25 protein-coding genes are annotated in these 20,614 nt (G+C 51.7%); 18 read left to right on the top strand and 7 right to left on the bottom strand.

The genetic code is table 11. From position 1 onward, the window contains the following. The first annotated feature begins 12 nt into the window (after positions 1 to 12). From C0K55_RS11250 to argD, 4 genes are all read left to right on the top strand, one after another. Positions 13 to 180 (top strand): YhfG family protein, encoded by a 168-nt coding sequence (locus C0K55_RS11250; protein ID WP_000736867.1) that lies wholly within the window; start codon positions 13 to 15, stop codon positions 178 to 180. Further along, the gene (locus C0K55_RS11245; protein WP_016249274.1) at positions 170 to 772 is read left to right on the top strand and encodes a putative adenosine monophosphate-protein transferase Fic; all 603 of its coding nucleotides are present in this window, start codon (positions 170 to 172) and stop codon (positions 770 to 772) included. The genes C0K55_RS11250 and C0K55_RS11245 overlap by 11 nt, the downstream gene beginning before the upstream one ends. Positions 773 to 803: 31 nt before the next feature. Continuing rightward, a complete protein-coding gene (pabA, locus tag C0K55_RS11240) occupies positions 804 to 1,367 on the top strand; it encodes an aminodeoxychorismate synthase component 2 (RefSeq protein WP_000601889.1) in 564 nt (187 codons plus the stop codon). A gap of 85 nt (positions 1,368 to 1,452) precedes the next feature. Next, a complete protein-coding gene (argD, locus tag C0K55_RS11235) occupies positions 1,453 to 2,673 on the top strand; it encodes a bifunctional acetylornithine/succinyldiaminopimelate transaminase (RefSeq protein WP_000190011.1) in 1,221 nt (406 codons plus the stop codon). Positions 2,674 to 2,782: 109 nt separating this feature from the next. Here argD and C0K55_RS11230 read toward each other — a convergent pair whose 3' ends face one another. Both C0K55_RS11230 and crp read right to left on the bottom strand, forming a co-directional pair. After that, positions 2,783 to 4,873, bottom strand: coding sequence for a YccS/YhfK family putative transporter (locus tag C0K55_RS11230; RefSeq protein WP_001517208.1), 2,091 nt, complete (start codon positions 4,871 to 4,873; stop codon positions 2,783 to 2,785). Between the two features lie 50 nt (positions 4,874 to 4,923). Next, positions 4,924 to 5,556, bottom strand: a complete 633-nt coding sequence (gene crp, locus C0K55_RS11225; protein WP_000242755.1) for a cAMP-activated global transcriptional regulator CRP — start codon at positions 5,554 to 5,556, stop codon at positions 4,924 to 4,926. A gap of 301 nt (positions 5,557 to 5,857) precedes the next feature. On the opposite strand from crp, the gene C0K55_RS11215 reads away from it, so the two are divergent. Further along, a complete protein-coding gene (locus C0K55_RS11215; protein ID WP_105266762.1) occupies positions 5,858 to 6,262 on the top strand; it encodes an OsmC family protein in 405 nt (134 codons plus the stop codon). Positions 6,263 to 6,316: 54 nt separating this feature from the next. Here C0K55_RS11215 and C0K55_RS11210 read toward each other — a convergent pair whose 3' ends face one another. From C0K55_RS11210 to C0K55_RS11195, 4 genes are read right to left on the bottom strand one after another with little or no spacing between them, the layout of a single operon-like run. Then, entirely contained in the window at positions 6,317 to 7,186 is an 870-nt protein-coding gene (locus C0K55_RS11210; protein ID WP_001274686.1) for a phosphoribulokinase, read from the bottom strand. A 53-nt stretch (positions 7,187 to 7,239) separates the two neighbouring features. Continuing rightward, positions 7,240 to 7,458 carry a YheU family protein gene (locus tag C0K55_RS11205; protein ID WP_000907082.1) on the bottom strand — a complete coding sequence of 73 codons (219 nt, stop codon included), beginning with the start codon at positions 7,456 to 7,458 and terminating at the stop codon, positions 7,240 to 7,242. Further along, positions 7,452 to 8,474: a hydrolase gene (locus tag C0K55_RS11200; protein WP_000079999.1), complete on the bottom strand. Its 1,023-nt coding sequence runs from the start codon at positions 8,472 to 8,474 to the stop codon at positions 7,452 to 7,454. The genes C0K55_RS11205 and C0K55_RS11200 overlap by 7 nt, the downstream gene beginning before the upstream one ends. Beyond that, entirely contained in the window at positions 8,474 to 10,387 is a 1,914-nt protein-coding gene (locus tag C0K55_RS11195) for an ABC transporter ATP-binding protein (RefSeq protein ID WP_000634831.1), read from the bottom strand. The genes C0K55_RS11200 and C0K55_RS11195 overlap by 1 nt, the downstream gene beginning before the upstream one ends. Positions 10,388 to 10,516: 129 nt before the next feature. Here C0K55_RS11195 and kefG point away from each other — a divergent pair, with 129 nt between their 5' ends. The 4 genes from kefG (at position 10,517) to slyD (ending at position 13,768) form a co-directional block, all read left to right on the top strand. Beyond that, entirely contained in the window at positions 10,517 to 11,068 is a 552-nt protein-coding gene (gene kefG / locus C0K55_RS11185; protein WP_123058157.1) for a glutathione-regulated potassium-efflux system ancillary protein KefG, read from the top strand. Further along, entirely contained in the window at positions 11,068 to 12,873 is a 1,806-nt protein-coding gene (gene kefB, locus C0K55_RS11180; protein WP_105266760.1) for a glutathione-regulated potassium-efflux system protein KefB, read from the top strand. Before kefG ends, kefB begins: the two co-directional genes overlap by 1 nt. A gap of 9 nt (positions 12,874 to 12,882) precedes the next feature. Beyond that, positions 12,883 to 13,083 (top strand): YheV family putative zinc ribbon protein, encoded by a 201-nt coding sequence (locus C0K55_RS11175; protein ID WP_001007731.1) that lies wholly within the window; start codon positions 12,883 to 12,885, stop codon positions 13,081 to 13,083. A 94-nt stretch (positions 13,084 to 13,177) separates the two neighbouring features. Beyond that, on the top strand, positions 13,178 to 13,768 hold the full coding sequence (slyD, locus tag C0K55_RS11170; RefSeq protein ID WP_000861334.1) for a peptidylprolyl isomerase: 591 nt from the start codon (positions 13,178 to 13,180) through the stop codon (positions 13,766 to 13,768). A gap of 48 nt (positions 13,769 to 13,816) precedes the next feature. Here the strand turns inward: slyD and C0K55_RS11165 are convergent, their stop codons facing one another. Next, positions 13,817 to 14,035, bottom strand: a complete 219-nt coding sequence (locus tag C0K55_RS11165; RefSeq protein ID WP_001153620.1) for a protein SlyX — start codon at positions 14,033 to 14,035, stop codon at positions 13,817 to 13,819. A 219-nt stretch (positions 14,036 to 14,254) separates the two neighbouring features. On the opposite strand from C0K55_RS11165, the gene fkpA reads away from it, so the two are divergent. From fkpA to C0K55_RS11120, 9 genes are all read left to right on the top strand, one after another. Beyond that, complete coding sequence (fkpA, locus tag C0K55_RS11160; protein WP_000838277.1) at positions 14,255 to 15,067, top strand: FKBP-type peptidyl-prolyl cis-trans isomerase; 813 nt, start codon at positions 14,255 to 14,257, stop codon at positions 15,065 to 15,067. A gap of 166 nt (positions 15,068 to 15,233) precedes the next feature. Then, positions 15,234 to 15,956, top strand: coding sequence for a helix-turn-helix transcriptional regulator (locus C0K55_RS11155; protein WP_000091466.1), 723 nt, complete (start codon positions 15,234 to 15,236; stop codon positions 15,954 to 15,956). After that, on the top strand, positions 15,956 to 16,342 hold the full coding sequence (tusD, locus tag C0K55_RS11150) for a sulfurtransferase complex subunit TusD (RefSeq protein ID WP_001209699.1): 387 nt from the start codon (positions 15,956 to 15,958) through the stop codon (positions 16,340 to 16,342). Before C0K55_RS11155 ends, tusD begins: the two co-directional genes overlap by 1 nt. Continuing rightward, positions 16,342 to 16,701 (top strand): sulfurtransferase complex subunit TusC, encoded by a 360-nt coding sequence (gene tusC, locus C0K55_RS11145; protein WP_001517204.1) that lies wholly within the window; start codon positions 16,342 to 16,344, stop codon positions 16,699 to 16,701. The genes tusD and tusC overlap by 1 nt, the downstream gene beginning before the upstream one ends. A 7-nt stretch (positions 16,702 to 16,708) precedes the next feature. Continuing rightward, a complete protein-coding gene (gene tusB, locus C0K55_RS11140; RefSeq protein WP_000903393.1) occupies positions 16,709 to 16,996 on the top strand; it encodes a sulfurtransferase complex subunit TusB in 288 nt (95 codons plus the stop codon). A 125-nt stretch (positions 16,997 to 17,121) separates the two neighbouring features. Then, entirely contained in the window at positions 17,122 to 17,496 is a 375-nt protein-coding gene (gene rpsL / locus C0K55_RS11135) for a 30S ribosomal protein S12 (RefSeq protein WP_000246815.1), read from the top strand. A 95-nt stretch (positions 17,497 to 17,591) separates the two neighbouring features. Then, positions 17,592 to 18,062: a 30S ribosomal protein S7 gene (rpsG, locus tag C0K55_RS11130; RefSeq protein ID WP_001138043.1), complete on the top strand. Its 471-nt coding sequence runs from the start codon at positions 17,592 to 17,594 to the stop codon at positions 18,060 to 18,062. Positions 18,063 to 18,158: 96 nt separating this feature from the next. Beyond that, the gene (fusA, locus tag C0K55_RS11125; protein ID WP_000124700.1) at positions 18,159 to 20,273 is read left to right on the top strand and encodes an elongation factor G; all 2,115 of its coding nucleotides are present in this window, start codon (positions 18,159 to 18,161) and stop codon (positions 20,271 to 20,273) included. Between the two features lie 70 nt (positions 20,274 to 20,343). Continuing rightward, positions 20,344 to 20,614, top strand: a 271-nt coding sequence (locus C0K55_RS11120) for a GTP-binding protein (RefSeq protein ID WP_000031677.1), incomplete at its 3' end; no start/stop codon positions are given.

The following is a 20,614-nucleotide window of genomic DNA, read 5'->3' as shown; positions in this document are numbered from 1 at the left end:
GGGAGGCATCAAGTGAAGAAACTCACCGATAAGCAAAAGTCCCGTCTTTGGGAACTTCAGCGTAATCGTAATTTCCAGGCCAGCCGCCGTCTCGAAGGTGTCGAGAGCCCCTTGGTGACGCTTACTGCCGCTGAGGCTTTGGTGCGCCTTGAAGAGCTAAGGAGGCACTATGAGCGATAAGTTCGGAGAAGGGCGCGACCCGTATCTTTATCCTGGCCTCGACATCATGCGTAACCGACTGGATATCCGCCAACAGCAGCGACTGGAGCAGGCCGCTTACGAAATGACGGCGCTGCGCGCCGCGACCATTGAGCTTGGTCCGCTGATGCGCGGTTTACCCCATTTGCGTGCTATTCATCGCCAGCTTTATCAGGATATTTTCGACTGGGCGGGCCAATTACGCGAAGTTGATATTTATCAAGGAGATACACCATTCTGCCACTTTGCCTATATCGAAAAAGAGGGCAATGCCCTGATGCAGGATCTGGAGGAAGAAGGTTATCTGGTCGGCCTTGAGAAAGAGAAGTTCGTTGAGCGGCTGGCACACTACTATTGTGAAATCAACGTCCTGCACCCATTCCGCGCGGGAAGTGGCCTTGCGCAGCGTATCTTCTTCGAACAACTGGCGATTCATGCTGGCTATCAATTGAGCTGGCAGGGCATCGAAAAAGAGGTGTGGAATCAGGCTAATCAGAGCGGGGCAATGGGCGATCTCTCTGCGCTGAAGACGATATTTAGCAAAGTGGTAAGCGAAGCCGGGGAATCTGAGTAAAATAGCGCGGTTCTTTCGTACCGGAGCCGCCATGATCCTGCTTATTGATAACTACGATTCTTTCACCTGGAACCTCTACCAGTATTTTTGTGAACTGGGGACGGATGTGCTGGTTAAGCGCAACGATGCGTTGACGCTGACGGATATTGACGCCCTTAAACCGCAGAAAATTGTCATATCGCCTGGACCCTGTACGCCAGATGAAGCCGGGATTTCCCTTGAGGTTATTCGTCACTATGCCGGACGGTTGCCGATTCTTGGCGTTTGCCTGGGGCATCAGGCGATGGCGCAGGTTTTCGGCGCTAAAGTGGTACGCGCCGCAAAGGTAATGCACGGCAAAACCTCACCCATTACGCATAACGGCGAAGGCGTATTTCAGGGGCTGGCAAATCCATTAACCGTGACGCGCTACCATTCACTGGTGGTGGACCCCGACTCGCTGCCGGAGTGTTTTGAAGTGACCGCCTGGAGCGAGACCCACGAGATTATGGGGATTCGCCATCGCCAGTGGGATCTCGAAGGGGTGCAATTTCATCCGGAAAGTATTCTTAGCGAACAGGGGCATCAGTTGCTGGCTAATTTCCTGCATCGTTGATTTCTGGTTGCCATTTAATGATTTTTTATGCATATTTTGTGATTATAATTTCATAATGATTTATGCGTAACAGGGTGATCATGAGATGGCAACTGAACAAACAGCAATTACACGCGCGACTTTCGATGAAGTGATTCTGCCGATTTATGCACCGGCAGAGTTTATTCCGGTAAAAGGCCAGGGTAGCCGAATCTGGGATCAACAGGGTAAGGAGTATGTCGATTTCGCGGGGGGGATTGCGGTTACGGCGTTAGGTCATTGCCATCCGGCGCTGGTGGAAGCGTTAAAAACCCAGGGCGAAACCTTGTGGCATATCAGCAACGTTTTCACCAATGAACCAGCATTACGTCTTGGGCGTAAACTGATTGAGGCGACCTTTGCCGAACGAGTGGTGTTTATGAACTCCGGGACGGAAGCCAACGAAACTGCCTTTAAACTGGCACGTCATTACGCTTGTGTGCGCCATAGCCCGTTCAAAACCAAAATTATTGCCTTCCATAACGCCTTTCATGGCCGATCATTGTTTACCGTCTCGGTGGGCGGCCAGCCGAAATATTCTGACGGCTTTGGGCCAAAACCGGCAGACATTATTCATGTTCCCTTTAACGATCTCCACGCGGTGAAAGCAGTGATGGATGATCATACCTGCGCAGTGGTTGTTGAGCCGATTCAGGGCGAGGGCGGCGTGACGGCTGCGACGCCGGAGTTTCTGCAGGGCTTGCGTGAACTGTGCGATCAACATCAGGCATTGCTGGTATTTGATGAAGTGCAGTGTGGGATGGGGCGGACAGGCGATTTATTTGCCTATATGCATTACGGCGTGACGCCGGATATTCTGACCTCCGCCAAAGCGTTAGGCGGTGGTTTCCCGATTAGCACCATGCTGACCACGGCGGAGATTGCGTCTGCGTTTCATCCTGGCTCGCACGGTTCCACCTACGGTGGTAATCCACTAGCCTGTGCGGTCGCTGGGGCGGCGTTTGATATCATCAATACGCCGGTCGTGCTGGAAGGCATTCAGGCGAAACGTCAGCGTTTTGTTGAGCATTTGCAGAAGATAGATCAGCAGTACGATGTGTTTAGCGATATTCGCGGCATGGGGCTGTTGATTGGTGCGGAGTTGAAACCACAATACAAAGGTAAGGCGCGTGATTTCCTTTATGCGGGTGCGGATGCAGGTGTAATGGTGCTGAACGCCGGACCAGATGTGGTGCGTTTTGCGCCGTCGCTGGTGGTGGAAGATGCGGATATCGACGAAGGGATGCAGCGTTTTGCCCGCGCAGTGGCGAAGGTGATTGCGGCGTAAAACGGGAGTAAGCCTGATAAGACGCGGTAAGCGTCGCACCAGGCAAAGGGCGTCGGATACGGCGTATGTGCCTTATCTGACCCTCGATTTTGTTCTGGCGATGAATAAATTACGCCTTCGAATCCCGCAACTTGCGACTCAACCAAATCCCGTGGTGTGGTCGCTGCCGCCAGGCCATTGCTGAAATGGTGTGCATCGTATTCAGATGGCCAATAACGCGTTGTAAATGCTGCTCCAGCGTGCCGGACGCACCTTCGTGTGGCAGCATCTCTGGCGAGTCGATGATATTGGCGTCACCAGAACTACCCGGTTCATCATATTCCAGTCGTTGCTGACAACGCTGAATGGCGATTTCACAAGACTGCAAGTACTCCTGCGCCAGTTCCGGCGGCAATGACCGGTGTTCCCGCGCCAGTGTGGTCATGGCATTGATATGTTCAACAATAAACTGACTATGTGTTACCCACAGTTTCATGTCTGCCAGATAATGGCTGTTAAACGCCGGTTCCTGCATCGCCTGATTCAGCGAGTTATACAGGGTGTTATGCGCCTGATTCACCCGCATTCGCTGCCAGGCAAGTGGCGTGGGTTGCGGATCTTTACTGAGGATCAGACGAATAGCCTCCTGGTAAGTTTCTAAGGCGTCATGGGCGTTCTTGCGCAGTAAACCACTCTGCCACTGCGGCCACAGCCATACCGTGCCACCGAAGGCAATCAGACAGCCGATGATGGTATCAATGAGGCGTGGGATGATGTATTGCTCACCATTCAGCCACAGCAGTTGCAGGGTATACACAGCGGTAATGGTAAAACCGACCGTCGCCCAGCCGTAGTTCTTACGCAATATCAGATAGCTGGCGAGCGTGGTAATCAGCATCAACGTCAGGGTGTAACCTTCGGGAATTTTAAAGTGCAGCGCAACACCCGCAATGATTAACCCGACCACGGTTCCCACAGAACGATTCACAATCCGCAGGCGAGTAGCGCCATAACCATTTTGCGTCACCAACAATACCGTCATTAATATCCAATAGGATTTCGGCAAATGCAGCGCGGTGCCCATCAGGCTGGCAACACTTAGCATCACACTCAATCGTCCGGCATTACGCAGCGCTGGCGATTTCAGGGAAAGATAGCTTTTCAGCGCCGGGAGTAACGGCATTCGCCGCTGTTTATCTGCCAGCAGATCGCGGGCATAAAGTGGTTTTTGCGTTCGTAGCACGCGGGCGATGCGACTAAAGTGCCAGTAGCAAAATTGTCCCACGGGGTTATCCGGATGCTGGCGGGCGATTTTTTCCAGCGCGCCAATTTGCTTATCCATCGTAAAACGTGTCGGCAGGCGATGATAAAGAATGTCATCAGCCAGCACGCGCAGGCGGGCGGCGACAGTTTGTGCATTCCAGCGGATAACTTCCTCCGCATGGCTCCGCTCGACCAGCTTTTGCACCTCTTCCGGCTGATGCAAACTGACCGAGATATGTTCCTGTAAGTCCAGCGCCTCCTGGAAAATACGCAGCATCCGCTTGTAGTCCGTATTATTTTGCGCGGAAAGCATATGCATTTGCTGATAGCACTGGGTAATTAAATCGACCGCTTTTTGCTGACGCACCAACAATGGTGGCAGAGCATTTTCGGGATCGGTGTGCTGAGTAAGCAGGCTGTATTTGGCTTCACAGTAATCCGCCAGTTCACGGTACAGCAGGCTAAGCGACTCGCGTAACGGTTGCTCACGCCAGAGCCAGAACCAGAACCAGTTAAACAGTCCATACCAGAGCGTGCCTAACGCGTAGATAAGCAACGGTTCCCAGACCGGCATATATCCCGCCAGACTGAGGGTAAAAATGGCGGCGAGTAGCGATGCGGGAAGTAATTTTGCATGCAATGGCCCTAACTCAGCAGTGACGCCAAGTATCAACGTTAACCCCGTCAGCAGAAAGGGTAGGGGGATATCTTTTTCCAGCAGCAGTTGCGTTAGCAAGCTACAAGTGGCAAACAGCGACGCACCAATGATTAAGCGTTTGAAAAAACGCTTATGAGGAGTATCAAGCCCCGCAATATTGCAACAGGCGGGGACGAGAGAAAAGAGCAGCCCGAGTCTTAATTCGCCAAGCAATAGACCAACGGCCACGGGCAAACATAGCACCAGTGTTTGTCGTAGTGCGTAGTTGATGTCGGGATGATAAATCAGTCTGCGCCACATCGGCTTAAACAAAACGGCGCGCTACCAGGTAACGCGCCACTCCGATGGGATCAACGGGTGCCGTAAACGACGATGGTTTTTCCGTGTGCAGAGATCAGGTTCTGATCTTCCAGCATCTTCAGAATACGTCCCACGGTTTCACGAGAACAGCCAACAATCTGACCGATTTCCTGACGGGTAATTTTGATTTGCATACCGTCCGGGTGAGTCATGGCATCGGGTTGTTTCGCCAGATTCAGCAGTGTCTGTGCAATACGACCTGTAACGTCGAGGAATGCCAGGTTGCCCACTTTCTCTGAAGTGACTTGCAGACGACGCGCCATCTGTGCGGAGAGACGCATCAGAATATCCGGGTTCACCTGAATTAATTGACGGAATTTTTTGTAGGAAATCTCAGCTACTTCACAGGCGGTTTTCGCACGTACCCATGCGCTACGTTCCTGGCCTTCTTCAAACAGGCCCAATTCGCCAATAAAATCACCCTGATTCAGATAGGAGAGGATCATTTCTTTACCCTCCTCGTCTTTAATCAGCACTGCCACAGAGCCTTTAACGATGTAATACAGCGTTTCCGCTTTTTCACCCTGGTGAATAAGCGTGCTCTTGGATGGGTACTTATGAATGTGGCAATGAGACAAGAACCATTCGAGAGTCGGGTCTGTTTGCGGTTTGCCAAGCACCATGCGCGGTTATCCTCTGTTATAAGCTTTCTCCAGAGCCAGAAAACGCCGCTGTCTCTGGATTGCCGAAATGTGCTTCCCGCTACCTGGGAAGGGGCTATCAACTGAACTGCACGGTAATGTGACGTCCTTTACATACATGCAGTACATCAATGTATTACTGTAGCATCCTGACTGTTTTAGCATAGCTTTCGCGTTGTGTCTCCTGGTGTCTCGCTTCAGCATGACCCAGGTCGCCTTCCGTTGCGCGATTTGGTCAGTACGCGTACTCTGTCAGGAAAATTGACGCAATGGAGTTCCGATTATGCAAGCGCGTGTGAAGTGGGTCGAAGGGTTAACTTTTTTGGGCGAGTCAGCCTCGGGTCACCAGATTTTAATGGACGGTAATTCTGGCGATAAAGCGCCAAGTCCGATGGAAATGGTGTTGATGGCGGCAGGCGGTTGCAGCGCCATTGATGTGGTTTCTATCCTGCAAAAAGGGCGTCAGGATGTGGTCGATTGTGAAGTAAAATTAACCTCTGAACGCCGCGAAGAGGCACCGCGCCTGTTTACGCACATCAATTTGCATTTTATCGTCACAGGTCACGACCTGAAGGACGCGGCGGTTTCGCGAGCGGTGGGTCTCTCTGCCGAGAAGTATTGTTCGGTAGCGCTGATGCTAGAGAAAGCCGTGAATATTACCCACTCCTATGAAGTGATAGCCGCGTGATTTAATGATTAAAATATGATGCCGGATATTATTTTATCCGGCATATAAGAACATTTACTCGATTTTCTTCCCTTCCATCAGTCGTTGTACCAGCGGCAGCATAATTAACTCCATTGCCAGACCCATTTTACCTCCCGGCACCACTAACGTATTGATGTGGGAAATGAATGAGCCTTGTAACATCGCCAGCAGCCAGGGGAAATCGATCCCTTCCAGATTACGAAAATGAATCACCACAAAACTTTCATCCAACGACGGGATGCCTTTTGCAGCGAAAGGGTTAGACGTGTCAACAGTGGGGACGCGCTGGAAGTTGATATGAGTGCGGGAAAACTGCGGCGTGATGTAGTTGATATAGTCTTCCATTGAGCGCACTACCGAGTCCATCACTGCTTCTCGTGAGTGTCCGCGCTCGCCAGTATCGCGGATGAGTTTTTGAATCCACTCCAGGTTAACGATAGGCACGACCCCAACCAATAAATCTACATGCTGCGCGACGTTATGTTGTGGCGTAACCACGCCGCCGTGCAATCCTTCATAAAACAGCACATCGGTCGGTTCTGGCAGCGCCTGCCACGGGGTAAACGTACCGGGCACCTGGTTCCACGGCACGGCTTCATCGTAGGTGTGCAGATATTTGCGCGACTGGCCTTTGCCGCTCAGCCCGTATTCAGTGAAGGTTTGTTCCAGCAGGCCGAAGTCGTTGGCCTCGGGACCGAAGTAGCTGATATGCCGCCCGGCATCGCGCGCTTTGCGGATCGCCATGTCCATTTCCGGGCGGGTGTAACGGTGAAAACTGTCGCCTTCCACCTCGGCTGCATGCAGATTTAACTGCGCGAATATTTTACGAAACGCGAGGCTGGTGGTGGTGGTCCCCGCGCCGCTGGATCCTGTTACTGCAATGACCGGATGTTTGGCAGACATAGTAACTCCATGACCTGGCTATCATTATTATCTTGTCCGCCGACGGTTGCAGGTTATTCGCGAAACTGACTACGCGGCATGATATTGACCGTTTCGTGCAGCTCCGACCATACCAGCACCGCTTCTCCGCATTGTAGCTGGCGTTTGACGTCGGCGGTTTTCTGTTCAAGTGTACGCTCATGTTCACCATAATCTGTGCCTTCGCGTAACACAAAACTTTCAATTAAATTTTCCAGCGTTTCGGGGGAGAGGTCTTGCCAGGGAATCAACATGATTTCGCCTCCAGATACATTGATAACCAGTCAGGAATGCGTGACTCAAGCCACATTTGCGGGTGGAGTAACGTACCGCTAATGAAGCCAACGTGACCGCCATGTTCGGTCAGTTGATACTCCACCTGCGTGGGTAAATTTTCCGGTTTAGGGATCACCTGATGATCCATAAACGGATCGTCTTTGGCATGAATAATTAGTGTCGGTTTGGCGATCCGATTGAGCAGCGGCATGGCGCTACACTGACGATAATAGTCGATGGCGTCAGCATAGCCGTGAATTTTGGCGGTGATCAGATCGTCAAATTCGCGGATGCGGCGCACCGATTTCAACTGCGAGAGATCTATCGGCAGTGTTCCGGGGTACGCCTTCAGTTTACGCGCTGCATTGGCTTTTAACAGATTCACCAGGTAACGCTGATAAACGCGGGAGAAGCCTTTATCCATGTGATAGCTACAGGCTTCCAGCATAAACGGCGCGGAGACAATTACCGCCGCCTCAATCGGGACGTCATTGCCTTCTTTAGCCAGCAGACAAGCCAGCATATTACCGCCAAGCGAATAGCCCACGGCAGCCGTTGGCGCATGACCAAATTCGCGTTGTAGCCAGCGTAAAAACCAACTGGCATCTTCCGTCTCACCAGAGTGATAAATGCGGTGCATCCGGTTTGGTTCACCGCTACAACCGCGAAAATGCATCACTACGCCAAGCCAACCACGCTTTTGCGCTGCCTCGACCAGACCATGTGCGTAAGGGCTATTCAGACTGCCTTCGAGACCATGAAAAACCACCAGACGCGGTTTATGTTGCGCTTGTGTGGGATCTTCACTCCACGCGAGATCGACAAAATCACCGTCAGGCAATTCCAGCCGCTGCCAGTGTGGGGTGAATTTCACCTGACGACGAAACAGACGCGGCAGCATGGTTTGCAGATGGCAATTACTGAAGCCACGCATGGGGGTGAATTCAGCACTACTGCTGGCGTCGTTAAGATCGGTCGTCGTTACTTGCGCCATTAGTTGCTTTGGCCTTCCAGCAGCATTTGTTCCAGTTGCTCCTGGGCTTCCAGCCATGCCATTTCGCACTCTTCCAGCCCGGATTTGGCGCTGGCTTGCTGTTGCAGACAAGCGGTCAGTTCTGCTTTACGGCTCTGGTCGTATAGCTCGCTGTCGCCCAATTTTTCTTCTGCCTGTGCCAGTTGTGCATTCAGCTTTTCCATCTCTTTTTCCAGACGGGCGATTTCTTTACGTAGCGGCTGGGTTTGCGCACGCAGCTCTGCTTCCCGACGCTTCTGATCTTTACGTGCCTGGGCGCTGTTAGCGTTTTCTTTCGGCGCTTCGTCAGATTGGTTTTCCTGCTTCTGAACGTCGCTCAACCACTGTTGATAATCCTCCAGATCGCCATCGAACGGTTCGACTTTACGATCGTGAACCAGATAGAGATCGTCAGTGGTGGAACGCAGTAAGTGACGGTCGTGCGAAACGACAACCAGCGCGCCTTCAAACTCGATCAACGCTTCGGTTAGTGCCTGGCGCATGTCGAGGTCAAGGTGGTTGGTCGGTTCGTCGAGCAGCAGCAGATTCGGACGCTGCCAGACGATCAGCGCCAGCACCAGCCGTGCTTTTTCCCCACCGGAGAAACGGCGGGTTTCTTCCGTTACTTTATCGCCCTGGAAACCAAAGCCGCCGAGGTAGTCTCGCAGTTTTTGTTCCAGCTCTTGCGGTGCTAAACGCGCCAGATGTTGAATGGGCGATTCATCTGCGCGCAGGTATTCCAGTTGATGCTGGGCGAAGTAACCGAGTTTAATCCCTTTCGCCAGGCCAATTTCACCGCTAATCGGCGCAAGTTCACCGGCTAACAATTTGATTAATGTTGATTTACCTGCGCCGTTGCGGCCTAACAGACCAATGCGCGAACCGGGGACCAGATTCAGTTTGATCGAGTCGAGAATAATGCGATCGCCATAACCCGCGCTGACCTTTTCCATCTTCAGCAATGGATTAGGCAGGCTTTCCGGCGCGCGGAAGCTAAAACGGAAAGGGTTATCGACGTGCGCGGGGGCAATCAGCTCCATGCGCTCGAGCATCTTAATGCGGCTCTGGGCTTGCTTCGCTTTGGTGGCTTTGGCGCGGAAACGGTCGATATAACTTTGCAGATGCGCCACGCGCTCCTGCTGGCTTTCGTACATCGCCTGTTGCTGCGCCAGACGGGTGGCGCGCTGCACTTCAAACGAACTGTAGTTGCCGGTGTACTCGAACATGCTTTGCTGTTCGATATGAATGATTTTATCGACGATCGGATCGAGGAAGTCGCGGTCGTGAGAGATAAGGATCAGCGTGCCCTGATAGCTCTTCAGCCATTTTTCCAGCCAGATAACTGCATCGAGATCGAGGTGGTTAGTCGGTTCGTCGAGCAGCAGCAAGTCTGAACGGCAAATCAGTGCCTGGGCGAGGTTAAGGCGCATTCGCCAGCCACCAGAGAAATCGCTCACCGGATACTCCAGTTGCTCATTGCTGAAACCGAGGCCATGCAGCAGGCTGGCGGCGCGGGAGCGAATACTCCACGCGTCGATAGCATCCAGCTTGCCGTGAATGGTCGCAATGGCATGTCCGTCGTTACGTTCGTTAGCATCCTGAAGTTGCGCTTCCAGTTGGCGATATTCGCGGTCGCCATCAATGACATATTCCAGTGCCGCTTGCGGTAGCGCTGGAGTTTCCTGATTCACCCACGCCAGTTGCCAGCTACCAGGAAAGGTGTAGCTGCCGCCGTCGGCGCTGATTTCATTTTTCAGCAATGCCAGTAGGGTAGATTTACCGCAGCCGTTTTTACCCACCAGGCCGACTTTCTGGCCAGGGTTAATAGTGGCGGTGGCATTATCCAGCAGGACGCGCACGCCGCGACGAATTTGTAACGAGGAGAAAACAATCATAAGGCGCCGTATGTTCAGACTATGTTAAATTATCATTATGATAATGTAGTGTATGGGCGAGCTGCCGCTCCGGGCGCAATGGTAGCCCAAAACAGCGACTATACACAAAACCATACCGGGAGGGGGATGATGTCTCAGCCAGCGAAAGTTTTGCTGCTGTATGCCCATCCGGAATCTCAGGACTCGGTGGCAAACCGGGTACTGCTTAAACCGGCCACGCAGCTCAGCAATGTTACCGTGCACGACCTTTACGCGCACTATCCCGATTTTTTTATTGATATTCCCCGTGAGCAGGCATTACTGCGTGAGCACGAGGTGATTGTTTTTCAGCATCCGCTTTATACCTACAGTTGCCCGGCGTTACTGAAAGAGTGGCTTGACCGGGTGTTAAGCCGTGGGTTTGCCAGCGGGCCGGGAGGAAACCAACTGGCGGGAAAGTACTGGCGTAGCGTGATCACCACCGGCGAACCAGAAAGTGCCTACCGTTATGACGCGCTGAATCGTTATCCGATGAGCGATGTTCTGCGCCCCTTTGAACTGGCGGCGGGCATGTGCCGGATGCATTGGTTAAGCCCCACCATTATTTACTGGGCGAGACGGCAAAGCGCACAGGAGCTGGCGAGTCACGCCAGAGCCTACAGCGACTGGCTGGCAAATCCGCTGCCCGTGGGAGGTCGCTGATGGAAGGTTTCGATTTTTTACTTGCAGGAGTGCTGTTTCTCTTCGCGGCGGTGGCTGCGGTGCCACTGGCATCGCGGCTGGGCATTGGTGCGGTGTTGGGATATTTGCTGGCTGGAATTGCGATTGGTCCGTGGGGACTGGGGTTTATTAGCGACGTCGATGAGATCCTCCACTTTTCGGAACTTGGCGTGGTGTTCCTGATGTTTATCATCGGGCTCGAGTTGAATCCTTCCAAGCTCTGGCAATTGCGGCGCTCCATTTTTGGCGTCGGCGCAGCGCAGGTGCTGTTAAGCGCGGCGTTGCTGGCAGGATTATTGATGCTGACGGATTTCGCCTGGCAGGCGGCAGTTGTGGGGGGAATTGGTCTGGCGATGTCTTCAACCGCAATGGCGTTGCAGCTAATGCGCGAGAAAGGGATGAATCGCAGCGAATCCGGTCAGTTAGGCTTCTCGGTGTTGCTGTTTCAGGATCTGGCGGTGATCCCGGCGCTGGCGTTAGTGCCGTTATTGGCGGGATCGGCAGACGAACATTTCGACTGGATGAAGGTCGGCATGAAGGTGCTGGCGTTTGTCGGCATGTTGATCGGCGGGCGCTATTTGCTGCGCCCGGTATTTCGCTTTATTGCGGCTTCAGGTGTGCGGGAAGTATTCACCGCCGCGACGTTACTGCTGGTGCTGGGGTCTGCGTTATTTATGGATGCGCTGGGGCTGTCGATGGCGCTCGGTACGTTTATTGCGGGCGTGTTGCTGGCGGAGAGCGAATATCGCCATGAACTGGAAACGGCTATCGATCCGTTTAAAGGCTTGCTGCTTGGACTGTTTTTTATCTCCGTCGGGATGTCGCTCAACCTTGGGGTGCTTTATACCCATCTTCTGTGGGTGGTGATAAGTGTGGTTGTGCTGGTAGCGGTGAAAATTCTCGTGCTGTATCTGCTGGCGAGGCTGTATGGCGTGCGCAGCTCCGAGCGGATGCAGTTTGCTGGTGTGCTGAGTCAGGGCGGTGAGTTTGCCTTTGTGCTCTTTTCTACAGCCTCTTCACAACGATTGTTTCAGGGCGATCAGATGGCGCTGTTGTTGGTGACAGTTACGCTTTCCATGATGACCACACCGCTGTTGATGAAGCTTGTGGATAAGTGGCTATCCCGCCAGTTCAACGCCCCGGAAGAAGAGGATGAAAAACCGTGGGTAAACGATGATAAACCGCAAGTGATTGTGGTGGGCTTCGGACGTTTTGGTCAGGTGATTGGTCGTTTGCTGATGGCGAATAAAATGCGCATTACCGTGCTGGAGCGGGATATCAGCGCGGTTAACCTGATGCGCAAATATGGCTACAAAGTATATTACGGCGACGCTACGCAAGTTGACCTGTTGCGCTCTGCGGGTGCAGAAGCCGCAGAATCCATCGTCATTACCTGCAATGAACCGGAAGACACCATGAAACTGGTGGAAATATGCCAGCAACACTTCCCGCATTTGCATATTCTTGCGCGAGCGCGCGGACGTGTGGAAGCGCATGAGTTATTACAGGCAGGGGTGACGCAGTTTTCCCGTGAAACATTCTCCAGTGCGTTAGAGCTGGGGCGCAAAACGCTGGTTACGCTTGGGATGCACCCGCATCAGGCACAGCGGGCACAGCTCCATTTTCGTCGCCTGGATATGCGTATGTTGCGGGAGTTAATCCCGATGCATGCCGATACCGTACAAATTTCTCGCGCCAGGGAAGCCCGACGCGAACTGGAAGAGATTTTTCAGCGTGAGATGCAACAAGAACGACGTCAGCTCGACGGCTGGGATGAATTTGAGTAGAGGGTGAATATGGCAATACGAAAACGCTTTATTGCTGGTGCAAAATGTCCAGCCTGTCAGGCGCAGGATTCAATGGCGATGTGGCGCGAAAATAATATTGATATTGTTGAATGCGTTAAGTGCGGACACCAAATGCGGGAAGCGGATAAAGAAGCCCGCGATCACGTTCGCAAAGATGAGCAAGTTATCGGGATTTTTTATCCGGACTAGCGATATGCGCTGAGTTTTTTTAAGCTAGTGAGTACACGGCTGCAGAATTCCGCTACAATCTGCGCCACAATTCTTCCCATGCTCAGGAGATATCATGAAAGTAGCAAAAGACCTGGTGGTCAGCCTGGCCTATCAGGTACGTACAGAAGACGGTGTGTTGGTTGATGAGTCTCCGGTGAGTGCGCCGCTGGACTACCTGCATGGTCACGGTTCCCTGATCTCTGGCCTGGAAACGGCGCTGGAAGGTCATGAAGTTGGCGACAAATTTGATGTCGCTGTTGGCGCGAACGACGCTTACGGTCAGTACGACGAAAACCTGGTTCAGCGCGTTCCTAAAGACGTATTTATGGGCGTTGACGAACTGCAGGTGGGTATGCGCTTCCTGGCTGAAACCGACCAGGGTCCAGTACCGGTTGAAATCACTGCCGTTGAAGACGATCACGTTGTGGTTGACGGTAACCACATGCTGGCTGGTCAGAATCTGAAATTCAACGTTGAAGTTGTGGCGATTCGTGAAGCGACCGAAGAGGAACTGGCTCACGGTCACGTTCATGGTGCGCACGATCATCACCACGATCACGACCACGACGGTTGCTGCGGCGGTCATGGCCACGATCACGGTCATGAACACGGTGGCGAAGGTTGCTGTGGCGGTAAAGGTAACGGCGGTTGCGGTTGCCACTAAGGCAGAACAGGTGACAAAAAAGCGGGGAATTCCCCGCTTTTTTTCGCCTCAATAGTGCGGAGGTGGCGTTTCTTCAGCCTGTGACGCGATGTTCGACGGCTGACTGGCTTTTAACTTCTCGGTCAGCAGACGCAGATGATCGCGCAGTTTTGCCATCTCCATTTCATGAGCGGTCACCGTGACGTTCAGTTCTTCAATGGTGATTTCCTGAAAAGCCAGTCGACTCTCCAGCTCTGCCAGGCGTGCTTCCATTGATAAATCCTGCATGATTCACCTCTTTTGTCGAATGGTCGCTGCGGATTCTACTTAACTTTGTTGCCAGAGACAGCACTCATTTTGTGGCATCGAAACTAATTTAAACAAAAAGAGTCTGAAAATAGATGATAATAGGGCGTGTCTGTATGTAGATTTATCCGACAACGCTTTATAGTACCCTTCTGATAATAGTTAACCCTGGGGTGAGATGCCCCGATCCTGGAGATATGGATGAAATCACTGTTTAAAGTAACGCTGCTGGCGACCACAATGGCTGTTGCCCTGCATACACCAATCACTTTTGCTGCCGAAGCGGCGAAACCTGCTACAACTGCTGACAGCAAAGCAGCGTTCAAAAATGACGATCAGAAATCAGCTTACGCACTGGGCGCTTCGCTGGGTCGTTACATGGAAAATTCTCTGAAAGAACAAGAAAAGTTGGGCATTAAACTGGATAAAGATCAGCTGATCGCTGGCGTTCAGGATGCATTTGCTGATAAGAGCAAACTTTCCGATCAAGAGATCGAACAGACTCTGCAAGCGTTTGAAGCACGCGTGAAATCCTCCGCTCAGGCGAAGATGGAAAAAGATGCGGCTGATAACGAAGCGAAAGGTAAAGAGTACCGCGAGAAATTTGCCAAAGAGAAAGGTGTGAAAACCTCTTCTACTGGCCTGGTGTATCAAGTCCTGGATGCCGGTAAAGGTGAAGCACCGAAAGACAGCGACACTGTTGTGGTGAACTACAAAGGTACGCTGATCGACGGTAAAGAGTTCGATAACTCTTACACCCGTGGTGAACCGCTCTCCTTCCGTCTGGATGGTGTAATCCCGGGCTGGACTGAAGGTCTGAAGAACATTAAGAAAGGCGGCAAGATTAAGCTGGTTATTCCACCAGAACTGGCTTACGGCAAAGCGGGTGTTCCTGGGATCCCACCGAATTCTACCCTGGTGTTTGACGTAGAGCTGCTGGATGTGAAACCAGCGCCGAAGGCTGATACGAAGCCAGAAGCAGATGCTAAAGCAGCAGATTCTGCTAAAAAATAAGCATTAAAAACCGCCGCCTGACCAGGCGGCGGTTTTTTTATTGCAGGCCGGATATAATTAGTGCTGGAAAGCGGAACCTCCGCTGTATTAATTTAATTACCCGCATCATTAATGAGCCTGCCCTGAAAAGTTAACGACAGGCTCCTGAAAAGGAGTGTTTTTTTTCATGTCCAGGTCGCTTTTAACCAACGAAACCAGTGAGTTGGATTTACTGGATCAACGTCCTTTCGACCAGACCGATTTTGATATTCTGAAATCCTACGAAGCGGTGGTGGACGGGTTAGCGATGCTCATTGGCTCCCACTGTGAAATCGTTTTGCACTCTTTGCAGGATTTAAAATGTTCAGCCATTCGTATTGCCAACGGTGAACATACAGGCCGGAAGATTGGTTCGCCAATTACCGATCTGGCGCTGCGTATGCTGCACGATATGACGGGGGCGGATAGCAGCGTTTCTAAATGCTACTTTACTCGCGCCAAAAGCGGAGTATTAATGAAGTCCCTGACAATCGCCATTCGTAACCGCGAACAGCGAGTGATTGGTCTGCTATGTATCAATATGAATCTTGATGTTCCTTTCTCGCAGATTATGAGCACTTTTGTGCCGCCAGAAACCCCGGATGTCGGTTCAAGCGTCAACTTTGCCTCTTCTGTTGAAGATCTGGTTACCCAAACGCTGGAGTTCACCATTGAAGAAGTGAACGCCGATCGCAATGTTTCTAATAACGCCAAAAATCGCCAGATCGTGCTGAATCTTTACGAGAAAGGCATCTTCGACATCAAAGACGCGATCAACCAGGTGGCTGACCGTCTGAATATCTCCAAACATACTGTCTATCTCTATATCCGTCAGTTCAAGAGCGGTGATTTCCAGGGGCAAGATAAGTAATGCGTTTTGCCATCGTGGTAACCGGGCCAGCATACGGTACGCAACAGGCGAGTAGTGCTTTTCAGTTTGCGCAGGCGCTGATAGCCGAAGGTCATGAGCTGAGTAGCGTCTTTTTCTACCGGGAAGGTGTCTACAACGCCAACCAGTTGACCTCTCCCGCGAGTGATGAATTTGACCTTGTGCGCGGCTGGCAGCAATTGAATACACAACACGGCGTGATGCTGAATATCTGTGTGGCGGCAGCATTACGTCGCGGTATTGTCGATGAAACCGAGGCTGGAAGATTAGGTCTGGCATCAGCTAATCTCCAGCCGGGCTTTACCTTAAGTGGCCTTGGCGCTCTGGCGGAAGCCTCGCTGACCTGCGACAGGGTGGTACAGTTCTGATGAAACGAATTGCGTTTGTCTTTTCTACTGCACCCCACGGCACAGCGGCTGGCCGTGAAGGATTAGATGCATTACTCGCAACCTCCGCATTAACTGACGATATTGCAGTTTTCTTTATTGCCGATGGTGTTTTTCAAATTCTGCCAGGCCAAAAGCCCGATGTAGTGCTGGCGCGTGATTACATCGCTACCTTTAAACTGCTGGGGCTTTACGACATTGAACAGTGTTGGGTTTGTGCGGCTTCACTACGTGAACGCGGGTTAAATCCGGAGACACCATTGGTCGTGGAAGCCACGCCGCTCGAAGCTGAAACATTACGTCGTGAGCTTGGCAATTATGATGTTATTTTAAGATTTTGAGGCGTCCATGCTGCACACATTACATCGCTCCCCCTGGTTGACGGATTTTTCTGCACTGCTGCGTCTGCTCGGCGAGGGCGACGAACTGCTGTTATTGCAGGATGGCGTAACTGCCGCAGTTGACGGTAACCGCTACCTTGAAAGTCTACGTAATGCCCCCATTAAGGTCTATGCCCTGAACGAAGACCTCATTGCTCGCGGTTTGAGTGGTCAAATTTCGAACGATATCATCCGAATTGACTATACTGATTTCGTCAGACTTACGGTTAAGCACACCAGTCAGATGGCCTGGTGACGGCGGGATCGTTGTATATTTCTTGACACCTTTTCGACACCGCCCTAAAATTCGGCGTCCTCATATTGTGTGAGGACGTTTTATTACGTGTTTACGAAGCAAAAGCTAAAACCAGGAGCTATTTAATGGCAACAGTTAACCAGCTGGTACGCAAACCACGTGCTCGCAAAGTTGCGAAAAGCAACGTGCCTGCGCTGGAAGCATGCCCGCAAAAACGTGGCGTATGTACTCGTGTATATACTACCACTCCTAAAAAACCGAACTCCGCACTGCGTAAAGTATGCCGTGTTCGTCTGACTAACGGTTTCGAAGTGACTTCCTACATCGGTGGTGAAGGTCACAACTTGCAGGAACACTCCGTGATCCTGATCCGTGGCGGTCGTGTTAAAGACCTCCCGGGTGTTCGTTACCACACCGTACGTGGTGCGCTTGACTGCTCCGGCGTTAAAGACCGTAAGCAGGCTCGTTCCAAGTATGGCGTGAAGCGTCCTAAGGCTTAATGGTTCTCCGTTAAGTAAGGCCAAACGTTTTAAATTAATGTCAAACTAAACTCGTAGAGTTTTGGACAATCCTGAATTAACAACGGAGTATTTCCATGCCACGTCGTCGCGTCATTGGTCAGCGTAAAATTCTGCCAGATCCGAAGTTCGGATCAGAACTGCTGGCTAAATTTGTAAATATCCTGATGGTAGATGGTAAAAAATCTACTGCTGAATCTATCGTATACAGCGCGCTGGAGACCCTGGCTCAGCGTTCTGGTAAATCTGAACTGGAAGCATTCGAAGTAGCTCTCGAAAACGTGCGCCCGACTGTCGAAGTTAAGTCTCGCCGCGTTGGTGGTTCTACTTATCAGGTCCCAGTTGAAGTCCGTCCGGTTCGTCGTAATGCTCTGGCAATGCGTTGGATCGTTGAAGCTGCTCGTAAACGCGGTGATAAATCCATGGCTCTGCGCCTGGCGAACGAACTTTCCGATGCTGCAGAAAACAAAGGCACTGCAGTTAAGAAACGTGAAGACGTTCACCGTATGGCTGAAGCCAACAAGGCGTTCGCACACTACCGTTGGTAATCCCTTCGGAGTTTTAGTCACCAGGCGGGCGCTTCCAGTAAGCAGCCCGCTTTGGGCTACTTAAATTGAACGCCTAAAAGATAAACGAGGAAACAAATGGCTCGTACAACACCCATCGCACGCTACCGTAACATCGGTATCAGTGCGCACATCGACGCCGGTAAAACCACTACTACCGAACGTATTCTGTTCTACACCGGTGTAAACCATAAAATCGGTGAAGTTCATGACGGCGCTGCAACCATGGACTGGATGGAGCAGGAGCAGGAACGTGGTATTACCATCACTTCCGCTGCGACTACAGCATTCTGGTCTGGTATGGCTAAGCAGTATGAGCCGCATCGCATCAACATCATCGACACCCCGGGGCACGTTGACTTCACAATCGAAGTAGAACGTTCCATGCGTGTTCTCGATGGTGCGGTAATGGTTTACTGCGCAGTTGGTGGTGTTCAGCCGCAGTCTGAAACCGTATGGCGTCAGGCAAACAAATATAAAGTTCCGCGCATTGCGTTCGTTAACAAAATGGACCGCATGGGTGCGAACTTCCTGAAAGTTGTTAACCAGATCAAAACCCGTCTGGGCGCGAACCCGGTTCCGCTGCAGTTGGCGATTGGTGCTGAAGAACATTTCACCGGTGTTGTTGACCTGGTGAAAATGAAAGCTATCAACTGGAACGATGCTGACCAGGGCGTAACCTTCGAATACGAAGATATCCCGGCAGACATGGTTGAACTGGCTAACGAATGGCACCAGAACCTGATCGAATCCGCGGCTGAAGCTTCTGAAGAGCTGATGGAAAAATACCTGGGTGGTGAAGAACTGACTGAAGCAGAAATCAAAGGTGCTCTGCGTCAGCGCGTTCTGAACAACGAAATCATCCTGGTAACCTGTGGTTCTGCGTTCAAGAACAAAGGTGTTCAGGCGATGCTGGATGCGGTAATTGATTACCTGCCATCCCCGGTTGACGTACCTGCGATCAACGGTATCCTGGACGACGGTAAAGACACTCCGGCTGAACGTCACGCAAGTGATGACGAGCCGTTCTCTGCACTGGCGTTCAAAATTGCTACCGACCCGTTTGTTGGTAACCTGACCTTCTTCCGTGTGTACTCCGGTGTGGTTAACTCTGGTGATACCGTACTGAACTCCGTGAAAGCTGCACGTGAGCGTTTCGGCCGTATCGTTCAGATGCATGCTAACAAACGTGAAGAGATCAAAGAAGTTCGCGCGGGCGACATCGCTGCTGCAATCGGTCTGAAAGACGTAACCACTGGTGACACCCTGTGTGACCCGGATGCGCCGATCATTCTGGAACGTATGGAATTCCCTGAGCCGGTAATCTCCATCGCAGTAGAACCGAAAACCAAAGCTGACCAGGAAAAAATGGGTCTGGCTCTGGGCCGTCTGGCTAAAGAAGACCCGTCTTTCCGCGTATGGACTGACGAAGAATCTAACCAGACCATCATCGCGGGTATGGGTGAGCTGCACCTCGACATCATCGTTGACCGTATGAAGCGTGAATTCAACGTTGAAGCGAACGTAGGTAAACCGCAGGTTGCTTACCGTGAAACTATCCGCCAGAAAGTTACCGATGTTGAAGGTAAACACGCGAAACAGTCTGGTGGTCGTGGTCAGTATGGTCATGTTGTTATCGACATGTACCCGCTGGAGCCGGGTTCAAACCCGAAAGGCTACGAGTTCATCAACGACATTAAAGGTGGTGTAATCCCTGGCGAATACATCCCGGCCGTTGATAAAGGTATCCAGGAACAACTGAAAGCTGGCCCGCTGGCAGGCTACCCGGTAGTAGACATGGGTATTCGTCTGCACTTCGGTTCTTACCATGACGTTGACTCCTCTGAACTGGCGTTTAAACTGGCTGCTTCTATCGCCTTTAAAGAAGGCTTTAAGAAAGCGAAACCAGTTCTGCTTGAGCCGATCATGAAGGTTGAAGTAGAAACTCCTGAAGAGAACACCGGTGACGTTATCGGTGACTTGAGCCGTCGTCGTGGTATGCTCAAAGGTCAGGAATCTGAAGTTACTGGCGTTAAGATCCACGCTGAAGTACCGCTGTCTGAAATGTTCGGATATGCAACTCAGCTGCGCTCTCTGACCAAAGGTCGCGCATCATACACTATGGAATTCCTGAAGTATGATGAAGCGCCGAGTAACGTTGCTCAGGCCGTAATTGAAGCCCGTGGTAAATAAGCCTCAGGGTTAATACCAAAGTCCCGTGCTCTCTCCTGAAGGGGAGAGCACTATAGTAAGGAATATAGCCGTGTCTAAAGAAAAATTTGAACGTACAAAACCGCACGTTAACGTTGGTACTATCGGCCACGTTGACCACGGTAAAACTACTCTGACCGCTGCAATCACCACCGTACTGGCTAAAACCTACGGCGGTGCTGCTCGTGCATTCGACCAGATCGATAACGCGCCGGAAGAAAAAGCTCGTGGTATCACCATCAACACTTCTCACGTTGAATACGACACCCCGACCCGTCACTACGCACACGTAGACTGCCCGGGGCACGCCGACTATGTTAAAA

Origin of the sequence: Escherichia sp. MOD1-EC6098 (genome assembly GCF_002965865.1) — a bacterium.
Taxonomy (GTDB): Bacteria; Pseudomonadota; Gammaproteobacteria; order Enterobacterales; family Enterobacteriaceae; genus Escherichia; species Escherichia marmotae.
The sequence above is the reverse complement of the archived record's forward strand: the minus strand, read 5'-3'. Positions and strand labels throughout refer to the sequence as shown.